Raw genomic sequence first — 20,543 nt, 5'->3', positions numbered from 1 at the left:
TTGCTCGCTTTAGCTCTCTAGGGTCTCGATTGCTAGCTATAAATTCTTCCAGAGTCATGAGAACATGGTGGTAAATTTATATTCCATGATATCTCATTTTTCTTCAAAATCATTTAGGATTGGTATAACAGAATAGGATTAATCGACTAGTTTTGATTACCCTTAATCCTATTAATAGCTTGTCAATAAGCGCTTTTCTGATAGTAATGAGCTAACCGAAGGTTTTGTTGCAATATGGTAGTTAGGTTAGGTCATGAATTTGTCTTGAGAAAGTAACAGAGGAAAACGAGTGTGAGTAAATTGCCTGAAGGTCCTCAAATCCCTGAGTGGTTACAGTTAATCTATTGGATTGCTGACCCTCTGAAGTATTTGGATCAGTGTGTAGAACGCTATGGAGATACATTTACCATACGGCTAAGTGGTTTGGGACCGTTAGTCATCCTCAGCCACCCCCAAGCAATTCAGGAAGTCTTGAGCGCTCCTCCTAGCCAGTTTAAGTCTGGTGAACGAAATAAGCTGCTACGACCCTTGCTGGGGGAAACCTCAATGACTTTACTCGATGGTCAACCCCACCAGCGGCAGCGTAAACTCTTGATTCCTCCCTTTCATGGGCAACGAATCCATTCCTACAGTCAATTGATTTGTGATATTACCCAGCAAGTAGCGAGTCAGTGGGTAATCGGTCAAGCCTTTACTGCCCGTACTGCCATGCAAGACATTACCATCGAGGTAATCATGCAGGGGGTTTTCGGTCTAGGTGAGGGTACCCGTTACCAAAAACTCAAGCTACTGCTGGCAGCGATGCTAGATATGACAGCTTCCCCCCTGCGCTCTAGTATGCTGTTTTTTAAGTTCCTGCAACGAGATTTAGGGGCTTGGAGTCCTTGGGGCAAGATGGTGCGGCGTAGGCAGCAAATTTATAACCTCCTTCAGGAAGAGATTAATCAGCGCCGAGAGCAACCCGAGCATATGGGCAATGACATTCTCAGTTTAATGATGTCTGCTCGGGATGAAAATGGTGAGTTGATGAGTGATCAGGAGTTAAAAGATCAGTTGATGACTCTCTTATTTGCAGGTCATGAGACTACTGCAACCGCTTTAGCTTGGGCATTTTACTGGATTCATCGATTACCGACAGTGCGCCAAAAACTGCTAGAGGAAATTGATAGCTTAGGGGATAATCCCGACCCGATGGCCATTGCCCAACTGCCCTATCTCACAGCAGTAGCCTACGAAACCCTGCGGATTTACCCAGTGGCGTTTGTGATCTTCGCCCGCATTACCACAGCCCCAATTACTATTATGGGTCACCACTATCAGGCCAATACTACCCTTTTTGCCTGTCCCTATTTAACCCATCGTCGAGAAGACCTCTATCCAGACTCCGATCAGTTTAAACCAGAACGATTCCTTGAGCGTCAATACTCTGCTTATGAGTATTTTCCCTTTGGTGGTGGAAACCGACGCTGTATTGGTGCTGCTTTGGCGATGTTGGAAATGAAACTGGTTTTGGCTAAGGTATTGTCTAATTATCACTTAGCCCTAGCACAAGACAAAATCATTAAACCAGCTCGTCGTGGATTCGCGATTGCTCCGGAAAATGGAGTTCCGATGGTGATGACAGGTCAACGTGTTGCGAAGGATTCACCAAAGCCTGCTACCGTAAATTCTATTTAGGATCAAAGTAATTTTCCCAGTAATTGTCCCATAGCAACAGAAACAGTTATCGGTGATCACCGAGAGTCTTTGCCGCCAGTAAGGTCACCGAAAAAGGCCGCAAAATGCGATCGCATTTTGCGAACATACTCTTCCAAACCCGGTTTGATACTCCCATCGCGCTCCAGAACGGGATTATAGCGTTCGCGTAGCGGCTCCAAAGGAGCTTGTATTCTTAATAGTACAAAACTCTTAACGGCTGAACCAAACAGCCTAATCACTCAGCAGATCAAATCATTGAGCTTACTTGTTTTCTGGTCTACGCTTAATGCAGCGGCTTTTCAGCTTGCGCGCAAACCGGCACCACTAAGTGCATTATTAATATTTCTTTATCAAAGCAAAGATTATCAAGAAGCGCAACAGATCCAGTCTCCAATTCCCAAGGAGCTGTGTGGGTCACCTGGGTCAGCACTTTATACGCCCCGTCTGCCGCTAACCCTTACTGGCAGTGCCAGACGCTGCTTAACACGGGTATAACGGGAGTCCCCAAGGAGTTTAATGATGGTGTTGCCAAACAAAATAGTGAATTACTCAGAATATTAAAGATTTTGTGTTATTTTGTGCTGAGTCTAAATAAATGTCAACAAAAGTCTAACTAGCACAGCAAAGCGAGTTTCAGCCACTTAGGTCACCCATCTCATTATCCTACTCCATCGGTCTGACAATTGGTAATCGAGACTCCTTAACATTTTCTTTACAAAAAGTTTTTAAATCCCTCTTTCCCAATTCCTGATAACACTTCACAATTAACAAACAGTTCCGGTTGTCATCGGTACGGGTATAGCTGAGATGATCAGCGATTTTGTGTAGTATAGCGATGCCACGTCCACCACCAGATTGAGGGTTCATTTCCTGCTTGAGGTCTATAAGCCGCTGTTCTAAATCAAAGGGAGGGCCTTGATCCCAGATGCGTAACTCTAAGCGCTGGGGGAATAAAGTAAGTTCGAGCTTAATGGAAACGTCTTCTGGCAAATCTTTGTGAGCATGGCGAACAGCATTGGTAAATCCTTCAGCGAGAGCTAATTGGCACTGCAACCAGACTTTTTGGCGAACAGACGATGGTTTGAACTGGTCAAACCATCCCAAAGCCTTTTCTAACGCCTTAAGGTCGCTAGGAAATTTTTGGATAGATGTTTTCAATTTTTTCAATTCCTCAAAATCTTTTACATCAACCACATACATCAACCACATACATCAACCACATTGAAGCCTGATTCTCTCCAAAGGGTACTCTAAGATCAAGGAATCCAGTTTAACCTAGATTTATATCTCCCTCTACCATGGACTAATACTCAATGCCTTCAAAGAAAATTTTTTCCAGAAGCTTTGCCAGAAGCACTGGGAAAACCATTGGGGCAAATGGGGTTTCTTTTTCCGTTTTCTATCAAGCCAGGGGGTCTTGCCCTCTAGGGGGTATTGCCCTATATAATGTTGACCAAAATAGCAATAATTGATGGAGATTTATAAAAGGGGGAAGAAACCGGAACCGGTGCAATACACAAAAGTTATAACAAATAAATCCGGTACGCCAATAGGGAATGCCATCAATAAAAGTAACTCAGTCTAACTTGTCTTGGGGTCTGATTGACGGAACGTCACGCTACGCGATCAAGGTTTCGTGAAATTCAGCCGGTCAGAATCTACTGGCTGTCCTCATTGTAAGTCAGTGTATTGATAAATCCTAAAGTAATTTCTAAAACCTCAGTGCTATGAACCAAATTCTGATTATTGATGATGATCCAGCCATGCAAATGTTACTGAAACGGACCCTTTGCCACCAGGGTTATGAGGTAGCTGTAGCTAGCAACGGCGAAGAAGGTTTGGTGCAGGTACAAAAGTTACGTCCAGCCCTAGTCATTTGCGATTGGATTATGCCCGGTATGAATGGATTGGATGTCTGTCGTCAACTCAAGGCAACACCGGGACTCTCAACCACCATATTTATTCTGGTGACATCTCGAAATTCCATTGAAGACCGGGTAGAGGGGTTAGATGCTGGAGCAGATGACTTTCTGTGTAAGCCGATCGAAATAGCAGAGTTGAACGCACGAGTCAGGGCTGGCTTGAGGTTACACCAACTCAGTCATGATTTGCAGCACCAAAAGCAGTTGTTGGAGGGAGAATTAGCAGAGGCAGCAGAGTATGTTAGTTCGATTCTTCCAGACCGGATGAGCAAACCATCGGTGACCATTGACACCCGATTTATTCCGTCCCGGAAACTGGGGGGTGATGGCTTTGACTATTATTGGCTAGACTCAGAGCATTTAGCAATTTATCTGCTGGATGCTGCTGGACATGGCTTACGAGCTGCCTTGCCCACACTTTCAGTGCTAAATTTACTCAGGTCGCGGGCTCTAAAGTCGATTAACTACTATCAACCGAGTGATGTTCTACGAGGGTTGAACCAAACCTTCCAGATTACTGAGCGAAATGATAAGTACTTCACGGTCTGGTATGGGGTATATAACCAGGTCAAGCGTCAACTGGTCTATGCTAGTGCAGGACATCCACCCGCAATATTAATTGCTCAGACCCATGGTTCCTTGATGGAAGTACAACGTCTAAAAACGCCTGGCTTACCTGTTGGTATGTTCCCAGATGCCGATTATATTGATCAATGCTGTGAAATTACTGAATCGAGCACCCTATATATATTCAGCGATGGCATTTACGAGATTGACCAATCCAATGGGAACGTTTGGGGGCTTGAGCCCTTCATCAGATTGCTGGCAGAGTGTAAGCAAAATCACAATGGTGCTTGTCACTTAGATTTGATTTTGAAATCTCTGCAAGCCGTGAACCCTAAACACTATTTTGATGATGATTTATCGTTACTAGAAATCAATTTTGTATGAACAGCTCGTTCTGGGCTAATCAACCTCAGTTTCCCTAGCGTGGGCCGTTTGCTTAGCATCGGGTCCATGGGCAATGGGCAATGTCAAAAATTGGCAGCTTTTAAAGAGAAGACAGGAGACTTAAAGGCAGTAAATCATCAGAATAATTCAGCCAGGTTAGTGGGAGTATAAAAAACGATTGGTGGATTCTTTCGCCAATTGATAGCCAATTTTTTGCCAATTTTTCGGTAAAATTACTGAAAAATTAATTATTATGACTCGAAGCTTATGACTTGAAGCTGCTGAGTCTTCAATCGGAGCATAGTTGGTTGTGTCGAATTCATCAAGCTTTAGGAAATTTCCCTAAAACATCTTCCTACCTTCCCTAAGCTGCTCTTCATTTAAATTTGTTATGACAACAGGGGAGCAGGGGAGCACGGAATAGGGTTTGAGTTTTTTTTATAACTGAATAATATCCTTAAATGGGCAACAGCTTAAAAGAAAATCTAGGATTTGGAAAGGGCTACGCCCAACGGCGATCGCCCTATAGACTTCCCTGGAATTATCTTGTAGAAAGCACCTCGCTTTCAAAATCTTCTCGTGTAGAAAAGATTTCAAATACTCTGTCCATGCTGGTCAGGTCAAATAACATTTTGATTTGCTCATTAACTGAGCAGATATACATCTTGCTCTCAGCAGCACGAACCGTTTTAAGAGCAAGTACCAACGCTCCCAAACCCGAACTATCCATAAAAGTAACATCTTTAAAATCAATCAAAATAATATCTGCTCCAGAGTCCACCAGCTCACTAACCTCTTGACGAAACTCGGCAGCTTGTGTACCATCTAGAATGCCTGTGGGTTGAACGACTTTAACAGCACTACTCATATACCAAATTAAGCTAGTTACAAACATATACTGACTTTGCTAGTATAGCCGTGACAAATAATTTCAGCCAGACTTGGGTTGGACAATAACCATTTAGCTGACTCACGACTTAACCTAGTACTACAGCACTAATCGTTTCTTTCAGGATTAGCCTCACCGATAAAGAGCATAGTAAACTTGAATTTGGGATAAATTTGGGGGCTTATAACGGGGGCTTATAACAACAAGCAAGATTTTAACCCATCTACCCTTAGTGGTATCCTTAGTGTCCGCTCGGGTCTTCACGGTTCCATCCCCTAACCCCACTCCCACGAAAACTCCCAATATAGATGACGCAATATAGATTAAAATTGCCTTGGCAGAGCCCCAAACTATCCTGAAACCATGTCCAATTCAAATCCCATTCCAGTAGTCGTAAACGGTGCCGCCGGAAAAATGGGTCGAGAGGTGATTAAGGCTGTATCTCAAGCCCAAGACATAACCCTAATCGGTGCCATCGATACCAATCCTAAGTATCTAGGTCAAGACGCCGGAGAAGTAGCCGGGTGCGAACCAGTTGAAATTCCCATTGTTAATGACCTGCAAGCCAATCTAGTTCTGGCTACCCAAGAAAAAACCCAAGGGGTGATGGTAGACTTTACCCACCCTGACAGCATATACGACAACATCCGAACTGCGATCGCATACGGTGTCCGCCCCGTAGTTGGCACCACTGGTCTTAGTGCCGAGCAAATCAAAGACCTCTCGGAATTTGCTGAAAAATCCAGCACTGGCTGCCTAATTATCCCCAACTTCTCCATTGGTATGGCATTACTGCAACAAGCAGCTGTGCAAGCTTCTCAATACTTTGACCACGTAGAAATCATCGAACTCCACCACAACCAAAAAGCCGACGCTCCCAGCGGTACTGCCATTCAAACTGCCCAACGCATGGCTGGAGCCGGTAAAACCTATAATCCGGCCATGGTGGAAGAAACCGAAAAACTAAAAGGTGCCAGGGGAAGCATTGCAGAAGACAACATTCGGATTCATAGCGTGCGTTTACCTGGCTTAATTGCTCACCAAGAAGTCATCTTTGGTGCCCCTGGTCAAATCTACACCCTACGTCACGACACCAGCGACCGTTCCTGCTATATGCCAGGAGTACTACTCGCGATTCGCAAAGTTACCCAGCTCAAGGGTCTACTATATGGGTTAGAGAAAATCTTGTAACCAGTTATTGGTCATTAGTCATTAGTCATTAGTCATTAGTCATTAGTCATTAGTCATTGGTGATTTGTCAAAATTGAGATCAATCACAAGAAATCTAAATACTAAACACTAAATACTAAGTAACTAAAGACTAAGGACTAAGAACTAAGTACAAAACCCATGCTAATTCCCATCACTCGCGAGAAGTTTGAACAAATCGTTCCCGTCCTAGCCACGGGACTCCAGTATCGCTACTACTGGGGTAAGTTTCGAGATTTTTTAAGGCGACTGTTAATTTCTCTAATCGCAGTCGTGGTGATTTTAATTTTAGCTTTGATTCTTGGTTCAGGTTTTGCTCCCTTCCGCGTGTTATTCGAGATCACTGCAGGGCTTTACTGGTTGTGGTCGCCTGTATATTGGGCAAGTATGCGGAACCTGAAGATGCGCCGATATGGCTATAGCGGCTTCTGGCAAGGCCGAATCGAGGATGTATTTGTAACGGAGGAGTTGATTGGTACAGAAGAACAAGTCAATCAGCGGGGTGAGTTGGTAATTGTGGAACACCGGGAGAGACGGTTAAATGTAGAAGTGGAAGATGAAACTGGATTTATGAGTCAGCTGCAAGTTCCCCTTCAAAGCCTCCACAAAAATATTTCACCTGGACAAATTGCTCAGATGTTGGTCATGTCCAATCAGCCTGACTTAGGCAAGATTGCCCAGACCAGTGATATTTATATTCCTAGCTTAGACATTTGGGTAAATGACTATCCTTACCTGCAACGAGATGTCTTTGTCCAAGTTAGTCGTAAGTTGAGGAATCAAGAGCGCTCTTATTCCAGACAACGTCCCCGTAGTTCTAGGCGTCGAAGGTCCTATTAACCATTAACTTAACCATTAACGGTCATGGTTGAGATGCTTGGATGTCAGCCTTTTTCCTAGACCAGTAAATCCTGGCGAGGATTAAAATTCTCAATTTGCCGTAGTTTTTCGTAGAGTTCTCTGACCTCCTCAGTGACTTCGGTGGGCACAACAATCTGAATTTCTACTACCTGATCCCCTCGTCCCCCCTCTTGATTGGGATAACCCTTATTGGCCAAGCGCAATTTTTGTCCTGACCTCACCCCACTAGGAACATTAATTTGCACTCTACCATCCAAGGTGGGAACTTCTATTAAGTCACCTAATACTGCTTCAGCAGGTGTTACTGGTACTACACAAATCACATCAAATTCCTCTAATTTAAAGAAGGCATGAGGTGACACAGTGATTTTTAAATTTAAACATCCACCATCAATACCTTGACCTTGGAGCCGCACCAGGGCACCGGTTACCATCCCAGCAGGTAGCTCAATTTCTAAACCCCGTCCATCTTCTAGGCGAATTCGCTCTCGACCCCCTTTATAGGCTTTTTCCAAAGGTAGGGTTAATCGAGCGTCAATATCTTGAGGTTGAGGTTTGGGATAAGGTTGAGGCTGAGGCTGGGATTTCGGTTGAGGTCTCAGACGAGAACTAACCGTGTAGGCTGTTTTAGTTTTCCCTGGTCGAAACGCACTATCGGAACTTACCCGAGTCCCTGGAGGTGGGGTTGATGTTGCCTTTCTAGTAGAGCGACGTCCGAGTAGTTGATCAACGAAGGTGTTAAAGTCCCGGTAATTGCCATAATCCTCTCCTTGGGCTGAACCACGACCATTGCCGTTCCAGCCTACATTTTTAATCAAAGTAGCAGCTTTAGCCGCTTTTCTACCAAATTTCTTCTTCTGCCAATATCGGCTGAATTGGTCGTACTGCGATCGCCTATTCGGGTCAGAGAGAACTTCATATGCCTCACCAATATCCTTGAACTTGTCTTCTGCTGTCTTATCTCCAGGATTCAGGTCAGGGTGATACTGTCGAGCTAACCGCCGATAAGCTTTTTTAATTTCCTCGCTGGATGCCTCTGTCGGTACACCCAACATTTCATAGTAATCTCGATAGTTTTGCATAGTCATTAGTCATTAGTCATTGGTCATTAGTCCATTGTCAGTGTCTTGGTCTTGATGCATTCCCTCATGGTTTTGGGTCTGTGTGCGGAACCTGCGTCCGCACCTGTCAGCCATGCAAAGCGCGATTGGGGGAAACCCCCTTTGGCCGCGCTGCATCGCTGTAAGCCCCGTGTAAACCCCCATATTAAGGCGCTGCATCGCTTTTTTGATCTATTCTTGATTAATCGTCAATTGTCAGTATTTTTTGAAGCGAACAGCCGAGTTGGCTTTTACCTAAAGACTAATTGCTAATTAGTTGTGGCTACTGACTACTGACAACTAACTACTGACTAATTTAGAACCAATCATCATCCTCATCCCAATCATTTTCAAGGGGGTTTCTGCGATAGCGATCGCGAGTGGATCTCGATGAACTAGCCCCATAGGAGTCATAGGAATCCCGGCGGTAATCCCGTTCAGAATATCGGTCTGTGTCACTATCTCCGGTGAAGGTGCGACGAATTGACCCAAAGAAGTCATCATCCTCTTCGTCCTCATATTGCAGCCGTACCTCTCGCTTGAGCTCATAGAGGGCATCTTGTAGATCACCTTGAGTCCGATCAATAGCCCGGTCATCATTTTGGGCAACGGATTGACGCATCTCCTGAATTAAGCCTTCAATCTGACGCCGATAACCACTAGCAAACTGTCTACCAAAATCTAGAGCTACCTCCCTCAGTTGCCGTTCCGCTTCATTAGCCAAACTTTCTGCCCGATTGCGCTTCTCTACTCGTTCCCGTCGTTCCCGGTCAATCTCAGCATATTCTTCTGCCTCACGAATCATTTTATTGACTTCTGCCTCACTCAGGGTAGAAGCCCCTTGAATGGTAATGCTTTGTTCTCTACCAGTAGTTTTATCCAGTGCCAATACCTGCAAAATACCATTGGCATCAATATCAAAAGCCACCTGAATTTGGGGCACTCCCCGTGGTGCTGGGGGGATACCAGTCAACTTAAACCGACCCAAAGACTTATTATCTGTTGCCATATCCCGTTCCCCTTGCAGGACATGGATTTCCACCAAAGTCTGATTATTTTGGGACGTCGAAAAAATATCAGACCGCCGGACTGGGATAGTCGTGTTCCGGGGGATTAACTTTTTCATCACCCCACCAATAGTTTCCAAACCCAAGGACAACGGGGTTACATCCAGCAATAGGATATCTTTTACTTCACTGTTGAGAATTCCTCCTTGAATTGCAGCTCCTACTGCCACTACCTCATCAGGATTAACGTTCTGATTCGGTTCCCGATCGATTAAGCTGCGCACCAATTGTTGTACCATCGGGGTGCGGGTTCCCCCTCCTACCAAGATCACTTCATCAATGTCCATAGGAGTTAAGCCAGCATCTTTGAAAGCTCGTTTTAGGGGTCTGCGCAAACGACTAACTAGATCCACACATAGCTCTTCAAACTGAGAGCGCTTCAGCCTAGTTTCTAGGTGTTTTGGACCATCTTCTGTAGCTGTAATAAAGGGCAAATTAATATCAGTTACACCCACCCCAGACAGCTCGATCTTAGCTTTTTCTGCAGCTTCAGTCAGCCGTTGTAAGGCTTGGCGATCGCGTCGCAGATCAATTCCCTCTGATTCCAAAAATTGCTCTGCCAACCAGTCAACAATTTTTCGATCAAAATCATTGCCCCCCAGTTGAGTATCACCACTGGTGGATAGGACTTCACACACCCCATCCCCCACCTCTAGGATGGAGACATCAAAGGTACCCCCACCCAAATCAAATACTAGGATGGTTTGGCTTGCCTCTAGATCCAAGCCATAAGCCAAAGACGCTGCTGTTGGTTCATTAAGAATCCGCAGAACCTCTAACCCAGCAATTCGTCCAGCATCTCGTGTGGCTTGCCGTTGAGAATCATTAAAGTAAGCCGGGACTGTTATTACTGTCCCTGTTACCTCCTCTCCCAGGTAGCGGCTGGCCTCATCCGCCAACTTCCGCAGGATCATCGCAGAAATTTCCTCTGGGGCAAAGTCTTTTTTCAAGCGGGGGCACTTAATTCTCACATTACCACTTTCATCCCGGCGAATAGTATAAGCAACCCGCTTCGACTCTGGATTCAGTTCAGCATACTTACGTCCAATATACCGCTTCACCCCATAGAAAGTATTTTGGGGATTAAGCACAGCTTGGCGGCGTGCCAATTGTCCTACAACCCTTTCCCCATCCTTACTAAAGCCAACCATTGACGGAGTTGTGCGCATACCTTCCGCATTAGCAATTACCACCGGCTTACCGCCTTCGATGACAGCCACCACGGAGTTTGTTGTACCCAGGTCAATGCCGACTACCTTGCCCATGCGTCCTTTATTCTCCTCAAGATGAATGCTGTCAACTCGTTCAATGAATTACAACTACTATATATATAGATGATATTTTGATTAAAATTGTATATAGCCAGTGGTTCGGTTTTCCGAAGCGTAGTCACCCTAGACCTCTGACGGTTGCAGTTATGTTAAGGGATGCCCCGAAGTGCTGAATCTATTCTATCCCTTGAGTTATGCTCAAATTGAGCAGAATTTTAAAATAAGCATCCTATCATAATAGAGATTATGTTAGCAAACGGGACGATAGAGTGAATTAGCTTCAACAAACTATTGATTAAGGCTTCCATCTGCCCGACTTACCTCTGGTAAACTTCCCTGTGCCTTATCCGATGGCTCTGGCAATGCTACGATCACAGTAGCCCCCTATATTGAATTATTAATGGCAGAAACACTATTCTTTAATGCTCTGCGTGAAGCCATAGACGAAGAAATGGCACGGGATGAGACAGTATTTGTAATCGGTGAAGATGTTGGTCACTACGGTGGTTCCTACAAAGTTACCAAAGATCTGTATAAAAAATACGGTGACTTGCGGCTTCTGGATACCCCCATTGCCGAAAATAGCTTTACTGGTCTAGCTGTGGGTGCAGCAATGACAGGTTTACGACCAATTGTCGAAGGCATGAATATGGGGTTTTTACTCCTGGCATTCAACCAAATTTCCAACAATGCTGGGATGCTGCGCTATACCTCTGGTGGTAATTTTAAAATCCCGATGGTGGTTAGAGGCCCTGGTGGTGTCGGACGTCAGTTAGGTGCCGAACACTCCCAGCGTCTAGAAGCCTACTTTCAGGCAGTTCCTGGTCTCAAAATCGTTGCTTGCTCTACTCCCTACAATGGAAAAGGGTTGCTGAAATCTGCCATTCGAGATGATAACCCAGTACTGTTCTTTGAACACGTCCTGCTCTACAATCTCAAAGAAAATCTGCCAGACCAGGAGTACTTAGTACCCCTTGATAAAGCTGATGTTGTACGCCCTGGGAAAGATGTTACCATTCTTACCTACTCCCGGATGCGTCACCACGCCATGCAAGCGGCTAAGCAGCTGGAAAAAGAGGGGTATGATCCGGAGGTAATTGACCTGATTTCCCTAAAGCCTCTAGACTTTGAAACCATTGGTGCTTCACTCGCCAAAACCCACCGAGTCATTATTGTAGAAGAGTGCATGAAAACCGGTGGCATTGGAGCAGAATTAACAGCATCGATTAACGAGCGCTGGTTTGATGAACTCGATGCACCAGTGCTTAGGCTTTCATCCCAAGATATTCCCACTCCCTACAACGGGACTCTGGAAAATCTCACCATTGTCCAACCCCATCAGATTGTCGAGGGTGTGAAAAAGATGATGGCTTTGCGGATTTAATTTAAAGCTTGGCAAAAGCCATGCAGGGGGCGTTACTGATTGGTAGATGCTGGAGGTTAAAAAGATTCCGATTGCTAGGTAGCCAATCCATGGAATATTTAAGCCTCCAGCCTTGAGAGTTCAGAGTTCAGAGTTCAGAGTTCAGACTTTAGACTTTATATTTTCTCAGTTACTAGACTCGCCAAAACAGATTATCATAGCATTTGTTGCGGCGGGTCGTAGTTATGCAAAAACAGCGTTCACTATTAGCCTTAATCATAGTACTTGTAATTACAGCAATTATATTACTGGTGCAATTTCCAATCCGGTTAGGACTGGACTTGCAGGGAGGGGCTCAACTCACAATTCAGATTAACACTACCGAAGAGATTACCGAAATCACGGCTGAGCAATTAGACGCAGTTAAAACCGTTATAGAAGGTCGAGTCAATGCCCTAGGGGTTTCTGAGTCGGTAGTCCAAACCGTTGGCAAAGACCAGCTTTTAGTACAGCTACCTGGTGTCAATGACCCGCAACAAGCGGAACGGGTACTAGGGGGAACAGCACAGCTGGATTTTCTCAAGCAAAACATTGGTACAGACGCACAGCTGCGGGTTGAACAGCAAGTGCTACAAGAACTACAATTAAACCAAGAGGTATTACGCAACAGTGGTGATGGAGATGCGATCGCAGAAAATCAAGCTGCTATCAATCGTAGTAACCAAGCCATCCTTGAACTATTTGAAAGCACTGGTCTGACTGGCAAAAACCTCCAAGATGCTCGTCCCCAACCTCTTCAAACTGGTGGTGCTTGGGAAGTGGCTATTCGATTTGATAGTGAGGGAGCTCAAAAGTTTGCCGAGCTGACCAAGAACATTGCCGGTACAGGACGCAGCATTGGTATTTTCCTCGACAATTTACTAATTAGTGCTCCGAGTGTGGCAGCGCAATATGCTGAAAATGGCATCAGTGGTGGTGCAGCAGTGATTACCGGTAACTTTGATGCCGAAAGTGCCTATGAATTTGCTGCCCAGCTGCGGGGAGGTTCCTTACCTTTGCCAGTAGAAATCGTGGAGAATCGCACCGTAGGGGCAACCTTAGGACGAGATAGTATTCAACGTAGTATCTATGCTGCTGTAGTTGGTCTTATTTTAGTATTAATCTTTATGGTGGTCTATTACCGACTGCCTGGCATCATTGCTAATATTGCTCTGAGTATCTACGCTTTACTCACCATCGCAGCATTTGCCTTCTTAGGTGTTACCTTAACCCTACCCGGAATTGCTGGTTTTATCCTTAGTATCGGTATGGCAGTTGATGCCAATGTGCTGATTTTTGAGCGGACACGGGAAGAATTACGTGCTGGTAAGACCTTGTATCGCTCAGTAGAGTCAGGGTTTTACCGAGCCTTTTCTAGTATTTTGGATGCAACTGTGACCACATTAATCGCCTGTGCAGTACTGTTTTGGCTAGGCTCAGGTCTAGTGAAAGGCTTTGCCGTAACCCTAGGCATTGGGGTAGGAATCAGTATGTTTACCGCCGTAACCTGTAGTCGCACCCTGATGCTCGTAACAGTTTTAGGACTTCCAGGGGTACGTCAGAAACCAGAACTCTTCTGCCCTAATTTACCAACCCAATAATTGAGAAAGTAGGAACTAGGAAGTAGGAACTAATAAGTAGAAACTAGGAAGTAGGAAGTGTAATTCAAGGGTTTGGATAAAGCGTTTAGTTGACCATGATCCGGTTCAACTAAAAAACCTATTTCATCCTTCATCCTAGTTGTGGATAAAGTTGTGGATAAAGTTGTGGATAAAGTGATTACTTGACCATGCTCCGGTTCCATCAACAAAACGATTTCATAATTCCTACTTTATCGCAAAACTAAATTAATTTTGAGAATTTTGTTACCTACTCGCTACTCCCTACTCCCTACTCCCTACTCCCTACTCCCTTTGCTATATAAGGATTTACTAATAGAAAAGTCAATATGAAACTTAATGTAATTAAAACGCGATCGCTTTGGTGGAGCATCTCAACCGCCCTGATTACGGTCGGTATCATTGCCATGGTGATTTCTTTTATCCAACTAGGAGCCCCTTTACGGTTAGGTCTCGATTTTGTTGGTGGTACCCGCCTACAACTAGAGAGAGACTGTACTCAACCCGGAAACTGTGACCAACCCATCGATTTGGCTATGGTGCGAGACGTCATGACAGCACAAGGTCTTGGCAATAGCAGTATCCAAATACTAGGGGAAGAAAAACAAGCCCTGACAATTCGGACTAAAACATTAGATGTTGAACAACGCACCCAGTTGCAAACTGCCCTAACCGAGCGTCTTGGTGTTTTCGATCCCAAATCTACTCAGATTGACACCGTTGGTCCCACCTTGGGCAGGCAACTGTTTATTTCTGGCTTAATCGCTTTGTTTATGGCCTTTGTGGGCATCTTTGTCTACCTTACCTTCCGATTCGAGTTTGATTATGGCCTATTCGCTTTCGTTGCCCTGTTCCACGATGTCTTAATCGCCATTGGTCTTTTCTCTATCCTAGGTTTAGTGCTAGGGGTAGAAGTCGATACCTTATTTGTGGTTGCCCTATTGACAATTATTGGTTTTTCTGTTAATGATACTGTGGTGATTTACGACCGGGTGCGAGAAGTAATTAAACTCAAGCCAGGTCAACATATCAATCAAATTGTAGAGGATGCTGTTAATCAAACCTTAACCCGCTCCATCAATACCACCTTAACTACCTTGCTACCCCTGTTAGCAATCTTGCTGTTCGGGGGAGAAACCCTAAAATTCTTTGCCTTAGCACTAATTATTGGTTTTACAGCAGGGTCTTACTCCAGTATTTTTATTGCCAGTACCCTCTTAGCTTGGTGGAGAGAGCGCACTGGTAAAGCTCAGTCTGTAGTCGAGGTTGCAGTTAATCCCGAAAAGGAGGGGACTTCAGTGATTGAAGCAGAATTTTCTGATGAAGTTTAGTTATCATTTTCAATAGTCTTCTAATTATGGAGCAACCAGATAGCCCAAGACGAAAAATTACCCTTGACCCAATCCTTCAGGCCAGGGTAAAACGATTACATCAATTAACTGTTTATGGTAGGTGGATTTTCGTAGGCATTCTCTGGATAACTGTTGCTCCATTAAGCCTGTGGGCTTGGCAGTATGAAATTTCCCTGATGCGATCGCATTTTACCTGGGCAGCACTCCGGTATAGTATTATCTACAACCATGTGCCTGCACTAGGTTTAGCTATCTGTATTGGCACAACCTTAGCCGTCTTAGTTTGGCAAAGTCGCAATATTTTATTTGGATTACCACCCTTAGAACAGAAACGTCTGGAGCAACAAGTACAGCGGATTTGTCAACAAGGCCCAACACACCCACTCTGGAAGTGGGTGTGCGGCTCTTGAATTAAACGATTACATCCTGATCAACAATAAAATCTGCCGCTGTGAGCTGACTTGCGGATACCCCGAACACCTGTGCTAAGACTTCGCCATTGGCAGTAATAGTAGTCGCCCCACCGCTACCAGCAATTGCCAGCTGAGCAAAGGTCAGATCTCCACCTAACTTGAACATATCGATTCCATCTTCAAAACCAAACACAGTATCTGTTCCCTCACCAGGGTTCAAGACATAGGTGTCAATACCGCCTTCGCCAGATAAGATATCATTCCCTAATCCGCCTTCTAAGATATCATCACTGTTACCACCAAACAGCGAGTCATTACCCTCACCACCGATCAAGGTGTCTGAGTTTTCTCCCCCAGACAAGTTATCATTACCAGCTCCACCATCGAGGAAGTCGCCATTAGTCCCACCATCAAGGACGTCATTACCGTCACCACCGAGTAGGGTGTCTGAGTTATCTCCTCCAACCAGGCTATCATTACCAGCTCCACCGTCGAGTAAGTCATCGCCTGAGCTCCCTTCTAGGCTATCGTTGCCATTACCCCCAAGCAAAGTATCATCCTGGAAAGTACCAATTACCGTCGAGTCATTATCTTGGATGGTAATCAGAGTAGCTACCTCACTTACGTTGTTGAAAGCTAAACCATCATCAACCACAAACTGGATAATGCGACCAGAGGCATCAGTCACACCAGATGTGTTTTCATACTCTAGGGTGTTGAGGACTTGCTGGTAATTTTGGATGGTATCTACCCCATCTAAGGTCAGGATACCATTGTCCGCATCGAAGCTAACCGTTATATCAGTATCAGTGTTGTCAACAGTAAGCAGTTCCTCTGTGGGATTGAGCAGATTAGCAATTGTTACTTTTGCGCCAACCAGAGTGGTGTTCTTACCATCACTCAGAGTCAATTTGTTATCTGGGAACAGTGCCAGCTGATTACCGGTAAATGTGATAGTAGCATCAATGCCTTCGGTATCTGGATCTGGGGCAGCAGCTGGAATAGCTGGGGCAGCTGCAATAATTGGCTCGGGTGCTGGATCAGTATCAGTAGTGGTATCTGAATCAGTCGTGGTATCTGAATCAGTCGTGGTATCTGAATCAGTCGTGGTATCTGAATCAGTCGTGGTATCTGAATCAGTCGTGGTATCTGAATCAGTCGTGGTATCTGAATCAGTCGTGGTATCTGAATCAGTCGTGGTATCTGAATCAGTCGTGGTATCTGAATCAGTCGTGGTATCTGAATCAGTCGTGGTATCTGAATCAGTGTCTGTATCTGAATCAGTCGTGGTATCTGAATCAGTGTCTGTATCTGAATCAGTCGTGGTATCTGAATCAGTGTCTGTATCTGAATCAGTCGTGGTATCTGAATCAGTCGTGGTATCTGAATCAGTCGTGGTATCTGAATCAGTGTCTGTATCTGAATCAGTCGTGGTATCTGAATCAGTGTCTGTATCTGAATCAGTCGTGGTATCTGAATCAGTGTCTGTATCTGAATCAGTCGTGGTATCTGAATCAGTCGTGGTATCTGAATCAGTCGTGGTATCTGAATCAGTGTCTGTATCTGAATCAGTCGTGGTATCTGAATCAGTGTCTGTATCTGAATCAGTCGTGGTATCTGAATCAGTAGTGGTATCTGAATCAGTCTTGGTATCTGAATCAGTCGTGGTATCTGAATCAGTGTCTGTATCTGAATCAGTCGTGGTATCTGAATCAGTCGTGGTATCTGAATCAGTAGTGGTATCTGAATCAGTCTTGGTATCTGTGACCGATACACCATTGAGGTCTATCACGGGAGCATGATTACCGAATAGGACATAGCTAGTCCCTGAAGTGTTGCCATTGGATGTACTCAGCTCAAGACCAGGTGCGCCGATAATTAGGTCATCAATGTGATCACTATTAACGTCTTTTGCTTTACTGACTGAGAAGCCTAGGGAGTCAGTACCTTCGATAACTAAGCCATTTTCCCCGTCTAGGGTAGAAAGGTCTACACTGCCAGTAGTTCCCAACTCTTCACTGCCGAATAGCACATAAACTTTGCCTGCACCTTCAGCTCCAATAGCAACATCAGCATACCCATCATAGTTGAGATCCCCAGCATAACTAACTGACGAGCCCAGGAGACCATTCGCTTCAATCCCTGTGATGGCAAAGCCGTTGGTACCGTCGAGGCTGGCAAGGTCTAAGTTCCCTGTACCAGCAACATCTGTGCCGCCAAAGATTACGTAAGCCTCACCAACATCAGTCTGGTCACCAGCGTCAACAAAGGGAGCCCCAATGATTAAGTCACTAACACCATCACCATTGACATCCCCAGCATCACTCACCGACCAGCCTGCACTGTCACCGCGATCAAGGGTGGGACTTTGATCAATACCATTAATGACGAAGCCAGTGGTGGGGTCGGAGGATATTGATGAGAGGTCTAGGGTTTCAGTGGCACTAAGAGTCGCACCACCGAAGACTACATAAGTTTTGCCAGCAGAACTGTTGTTAGTTAAAAAATTACTACCAGGAGCACCGATAGCGAAATCGTTGATGCCATCACCATTGATATCCCCAGCACTACTGACTGAAAAACCTGCCAGGTTTCCTGGAACAGGAACATTACTATTAAGGACTAGGCTAATGCCAGGAGTTACTGTACCCCCAAATACCACATAAGCTTCGCCAGGATTACTACCGGGAGGAAAATTAGGTAACGGTAACAAGGCATGAGGAGCACCAATCAAGAGGTCATCTTTACCATCGCCGTTAACGTCCCCTAAATTGCTGATGGAATAACCAGAAAATGCAGTATCGACACCATTGATAGCGAAGCCAGATGAGAGATCTACGGTACCAGTAGAGCCGACAGTGGGACCGCCAAATATCACATAGCTCACGCCATTGTTGTTGGCACCAGCACCGGGAGCACTTACTACTAGGTCATTCGTACCATCACTATTGATATCTCCACCACTGCTAACGGAGAAGCCTAAGAATCCAGTTGAATTAAGACCGGCAATAACAAAACCGTTAGTACCGTCTAGGTCAGCGAGTTCGATGCTACCACTAGCACCGACACCTGGACCACCGAAGACTACATAGCTTGTACCTGAAAAAAGGCCATTGGGATCTGCCCCTGGGGCTCCGATAATCAAGTCAGCATTGCCATCACCGTTGATATCTCCGGCGCTGCTCACTGAGTAGCCGGAGCGGTCACCTAAGGTAACACCATTAATAGAGAACCCAATTCTGCCGTTAAGGTTTGAAAGATTAAATACTTGATTTGACATAGTTAAGTTGGTAGATGTCTATATGCTTTCGATTTGCCATCATCTCAGTTAATCCTAGTGATTGGGACGAGGATTGTGATAAATTTATCAAAATTTTACTTAATTCTGAGGCAGTCTAGCATAAATCTTTATATGTTGATGGTAAATAATTAATTACTGTAACATAGCTACTACGCCGTTTGAGGTATTAAGTCAGTCAATATAATTAGAATTTATGGATTTTTCCTTGTTGCTAGCTAATTGCTGTTGCTGAAAAGTCCGCTACTCAAGGGATAACCTTCCTAGACAATCCACCACTCAACCTTCATGGTTTTATTCAAATACTTATGCACTAAATAAAATCAGTTATGTAAAGATTTTGCAAAATTGCCAATTTGGCACGACAGTATTATGAAATTGTGCTAGTCATCTGTGTTTGTTTACACCTAATTTCTCCATCTCCCCATCTCCCCATCTCCCCATCTCCCCATCTCCCCATCTCCCCATCTCCCCATCTCCCCATCTCCCCATCTCGATTATTGGGATAATCAGGATATTGCCAATGGAATCTAGCTTTCTTAGGTCAAAACGGGATAACTAAAAATAAATCCCTTCAGTCTTAGTCAGTGTACATCTATGACATATTGCCTGAGAATTGCTGATATTCCGATCAGTGAACGTCCTCGTGAGCGATTAGTTGCTCTAGGAGCTAAAAATCTGGCGACAGCGGAACTGCTAGCAATTCTTTTAGGTACAGGTCAAGGCAAAGGTAAGCTTTCTGCCATGGGTTTGGGACAGTTGATTTTACAGGAACTTGCTAAAGACCAACGAGACCCAATGGCTGTGTTGCGGAATATTAAAGCTCAAGAATTGACCCAAATTCATGGTGTTGGACTAGCGAAAGCCACAACGATTTTAGCAGCAGTGGAGCTGGGAAAACGGGCATTTCTGTCTCGACCAACAGAAGGTGTAATCATTGATAGTCCAGCTTCAGCAGCAGCGTCTTTGAGTCATGACTTAATGTGGCAAAATCATGAAAAATTTGCTGTGTTGCTACTCGATGTTAAAAATCATTTGTTGGGTACTCAGATTATTACTGTTGGTACCGCAACAGAAACCATTGCTAATCCCCGGGATATTTTCCGAGAAGTGCTGCGTCAGGGAGCAACACAGGTAATTGTAGCTCACAATCATCCCACTGGCAGTGTTGACCCAAGTTTTCAAGATATTACTCTAACGGAACGGTTATTACAGGTAGGTCAACTTTTATGTATTCCGGTATTGGATCACTTGATTGTTGGCAATGGTAATTACCAGAGCATACGACAAGTAACCAAACTGTGGGATGAGTATCCCCAGGAGGATTGACGTTTAGCTGTGGTAGACACGGAAGGGTTCCCTCACCGTTAAACTAAGCTGGGAGGTCGCCCTCTCCAACTCGTCTTCAAAACCGTACTTGTGACTTTCACCACATACGGCTCCTCGTGTCTGAAGTCCTTTGTCATTAGGTACCTTATATAGGGTTTTCAT

The 20,543-nt window shown here is 44.8% G+C and carries 16 protein-coding genes; 9 read left to right on the top strand and 7 right to left on the bottom strand.

The annotated features are described in order from the left end of the window. Positions 1–291 precede the first annotated feature (291 nt). Entirely contained in the window at positions 292–1,677 is a 1,386-nt protein-coding gene (locus F6K46_RS30330) for a cytochrome P450 (RefSeq protein ID WP_293064693.1), read from the top strand. Positions 1,678–1,733: 56 nt separating this feature from the next. Here F6K46_RS30330 and F6K46_RS30325 read toward each other — a convergent pair whose 3' ends face one another. Together F6K46_RS30325 and F6K46_RS30320 are read right to left on the bottom strand one after the other, a co-directional pair. Continuing rightward, a complete protein-coding gene (locus F6K46_RS30325; protein WP_293064691.1) occupies positions 1,734–1,937 on the bottom strand; it encodes a hypothetical protein in 204 nt (67 codons plus the stop codon). Positions 1,938–2,361: 424 nt separating this feature from the next. Next, positions 2,362–2,856: an ATP-binding protein gene (locus F6K46_RS30320; RefSeq protein WP_293064688.1), complete on the bottom strand. Its 495-nt coding sequence runs from the start codon at positions 2,854–2,856 to the stop codon at positions 2,362–2,364. A gap of 569 nt (positions 2,857–3,425) precedes the next feature. Between F6K46_RS30320 and F6K46_RS30315 the strand changes: the two genes are divergently transcribed. After that, a complete protein-coding gene (locus tag F6K46_RS30315) occupies positions 3,426–4,571 on the top strand; it encodes a SpoIIE family protein phosphatase (protein ID WP_070394275.1) in 1,146 nt (381 codons plus the stop codon). A gap of 541 nt (positions 4,572–5,112) precedes the next feature. On the opposite strand, the gene F6K46_RS30310 is transcribed toward F6K46_RS30315, so the two are convergent. After that, complete coding sequence (locus F6K46_RS30310; protein ID WP_075906346.1) at positions 5,113–5,439, bottom strand: STAS domain-containing protein; 327 nt, start codon at positions 5,437–5,439, stop codon at positions 5,113–5,115. 384 nt (positions 5,440–5,823) lie between these two features. Here F6K46_RS30310 and dapB point away from each other — a divergent pair, with 384 nt between their 5' ends. After that, positions 5,824–6,651: a 4-hydroxy-tetrahydrodipicolinate reductase gene (dapB, locus tag F6K46_RS30305; protein WP_293064676.1), complete on the top strand. Its 828-nt coding sequence runs from the start codon at positions 5,824–5,826 to the stop codon at positions 6,649–6,651. 159 nt (positions 6,652–6,810) lie between these two features. Beyond that, on the top strand, positions 6,811–7,509 hold the full coding sequence (locus tag F6K46_RS30300) for a phosphate ABC transporter permease (RefSeq protein WP_293064674.1): 699 nt from the start codon (positions 6,811–6,813) through the stop codon (positions 7,507–7,509). 56 nt (positions 7,510–7,565) lie between these two features. Here F6K46_RS30300 and F6K46_RS30295 read toward each other — a convergent pair whose 3' ends face one another. The 3 genes from F6K46_RS30295 to dnaK form a co-directional block, all read right to left on the bottom strand. Continuing rightward, positions 7,566–8,612 (bottom strand): DnaJ C-terminal domain-containing protein, encoded by a 1,047-nt coding sequence (locus tag F6K46_RS30295; protein ID WP_293064696.1) that lies wholly within the window; start codon positions 8,610–8,612, stop codon positions 7,566–7,568. 12 nt (positions 8,613–8,624) lie between these two features. Beyond that, positions 8,625–8,768, bottom strand: a complete 144-nt coding sequence (locus F6K46_RS30290; RefSeq protein WP_293064671.1) for a hypothetical protein — start codon at positions 8,766–8,768, stop codon at positions 8,625–8,627. A gap of 178 nt (positions 8,769–8,946) precedes the next feature. Beyond that, complete coding sequence (gene dnaK, locus F6K46_RS30285) at positions 8,947–10,962, bottom strand: molecular chaperone DnaK (RefSeq protein ID WP_293064668.1); 2,016 nt, start codon at positions 10,960–10,962, stop codon at positions 8,947–8,949. 406 nt (positions 10,963–11,368) lie between these two features. On the opposite strand from dnaK, the gene F6K46_RS30280 reads away from it, so the two are divergent. The 4 genes from F6K46_RS30280 to F6K46_RS30265 all read left to right on the top strand — a co-directional run bounded on the left by F6K46_RS30280 (position 11,369) and on the right by F6K46_RS30265 (position 15,751). Further along, complete coding sequence (locus F6K46_RS30280; RefSeq protein WP_293064666.1) at positions 11,369–12,352, top strand: alpha-ketoacid dehydrogenase subunit beta; 984 nt, start codon at positions 11,369–11,371, stop codon at positions 12,350–12,352. A 224-nt stretch (positions 12,353–12,576) separates the two neighbouring features. Continuing rightward, on the top strand, positions 12,577–13,971 hold the full coding sequence (gene secD / locus F6K46_RS30275) for a protein translocase subunit SecD (protein WP_293064664.1): 1,395 nt from the start codon (positions 12,577–12,579) through the stop codon (positions 13,969–13,971). A gap of 347 nt (positions 13,972–14,318) precedes the next feature. After that, complete coding sequence (gene secF, locus F6K46_RS30270) at positions 14,319–15,320, top strand: protein translocase subunit SecF (protein ID WP_293064662.1); 1,002 nt, start codon at positions 14,319–14,321, stop codon at positions 15,318–15,320. Positions 15,321–15,346: 26 nt separating this feature from the next. Next, a complete protein-coding gene (locus F6K46_RS30265; RefSeq protein ID WP_293064659.1) occupies positions 15,347–15,751 on the top strand; it encodes a hypothetical protein in 405 nt (134 codons plus the stop codon). 1 nt (position 15,752) lies between these two features. Here F6K46_RS30265 and F6K46_RS30260 read toward each other — a convergent pair whose 3' ends face one another. Beyond that, entirely contained in the window at positions 15,753–19,034 is a 3,282-nt protein-coding gene (locus tag F6K46_RS30260; RefSeq protein ID WP_293117657.1) for a hypothetical protein, read from the bottom strand. 615 nt (positions 19,035–19,649) lie between these two features. On the opposite strand from F6K46_RS30260, the gene radC reads away from it, so the two are divergent. Next, positions 19,650–20,381, top strand: coding sequence for a DNA repair protein RadC (gene radC / locus F6K46_RS30255; RefSeq protein ID WP_293064653.1), 732 nt, complete (start codon positions 19,650–19,652; stop codon positions 20,379–20,381). The last annotated feature ends 162 nt before the right edge of the window (positions 20,382–20,543 follow it).

It is taken from the genome of Moorena sp. SIO3E8, assembly GCF_010692445.1.
In the GTDB taxonomy this organism is placed as follows: domain Bacteria; phylum Cyanobacteriota; class Cyanobacteriia; order Cyanobacteriales; family Coleofasciculaceae; genus Moorena; species Moorena bouillonii.
The sequence above is the reverse complement of the archived record's forward strand: the minus strand, read 5'-3'. Positions and strand labels throughout refer to the sequence as shown.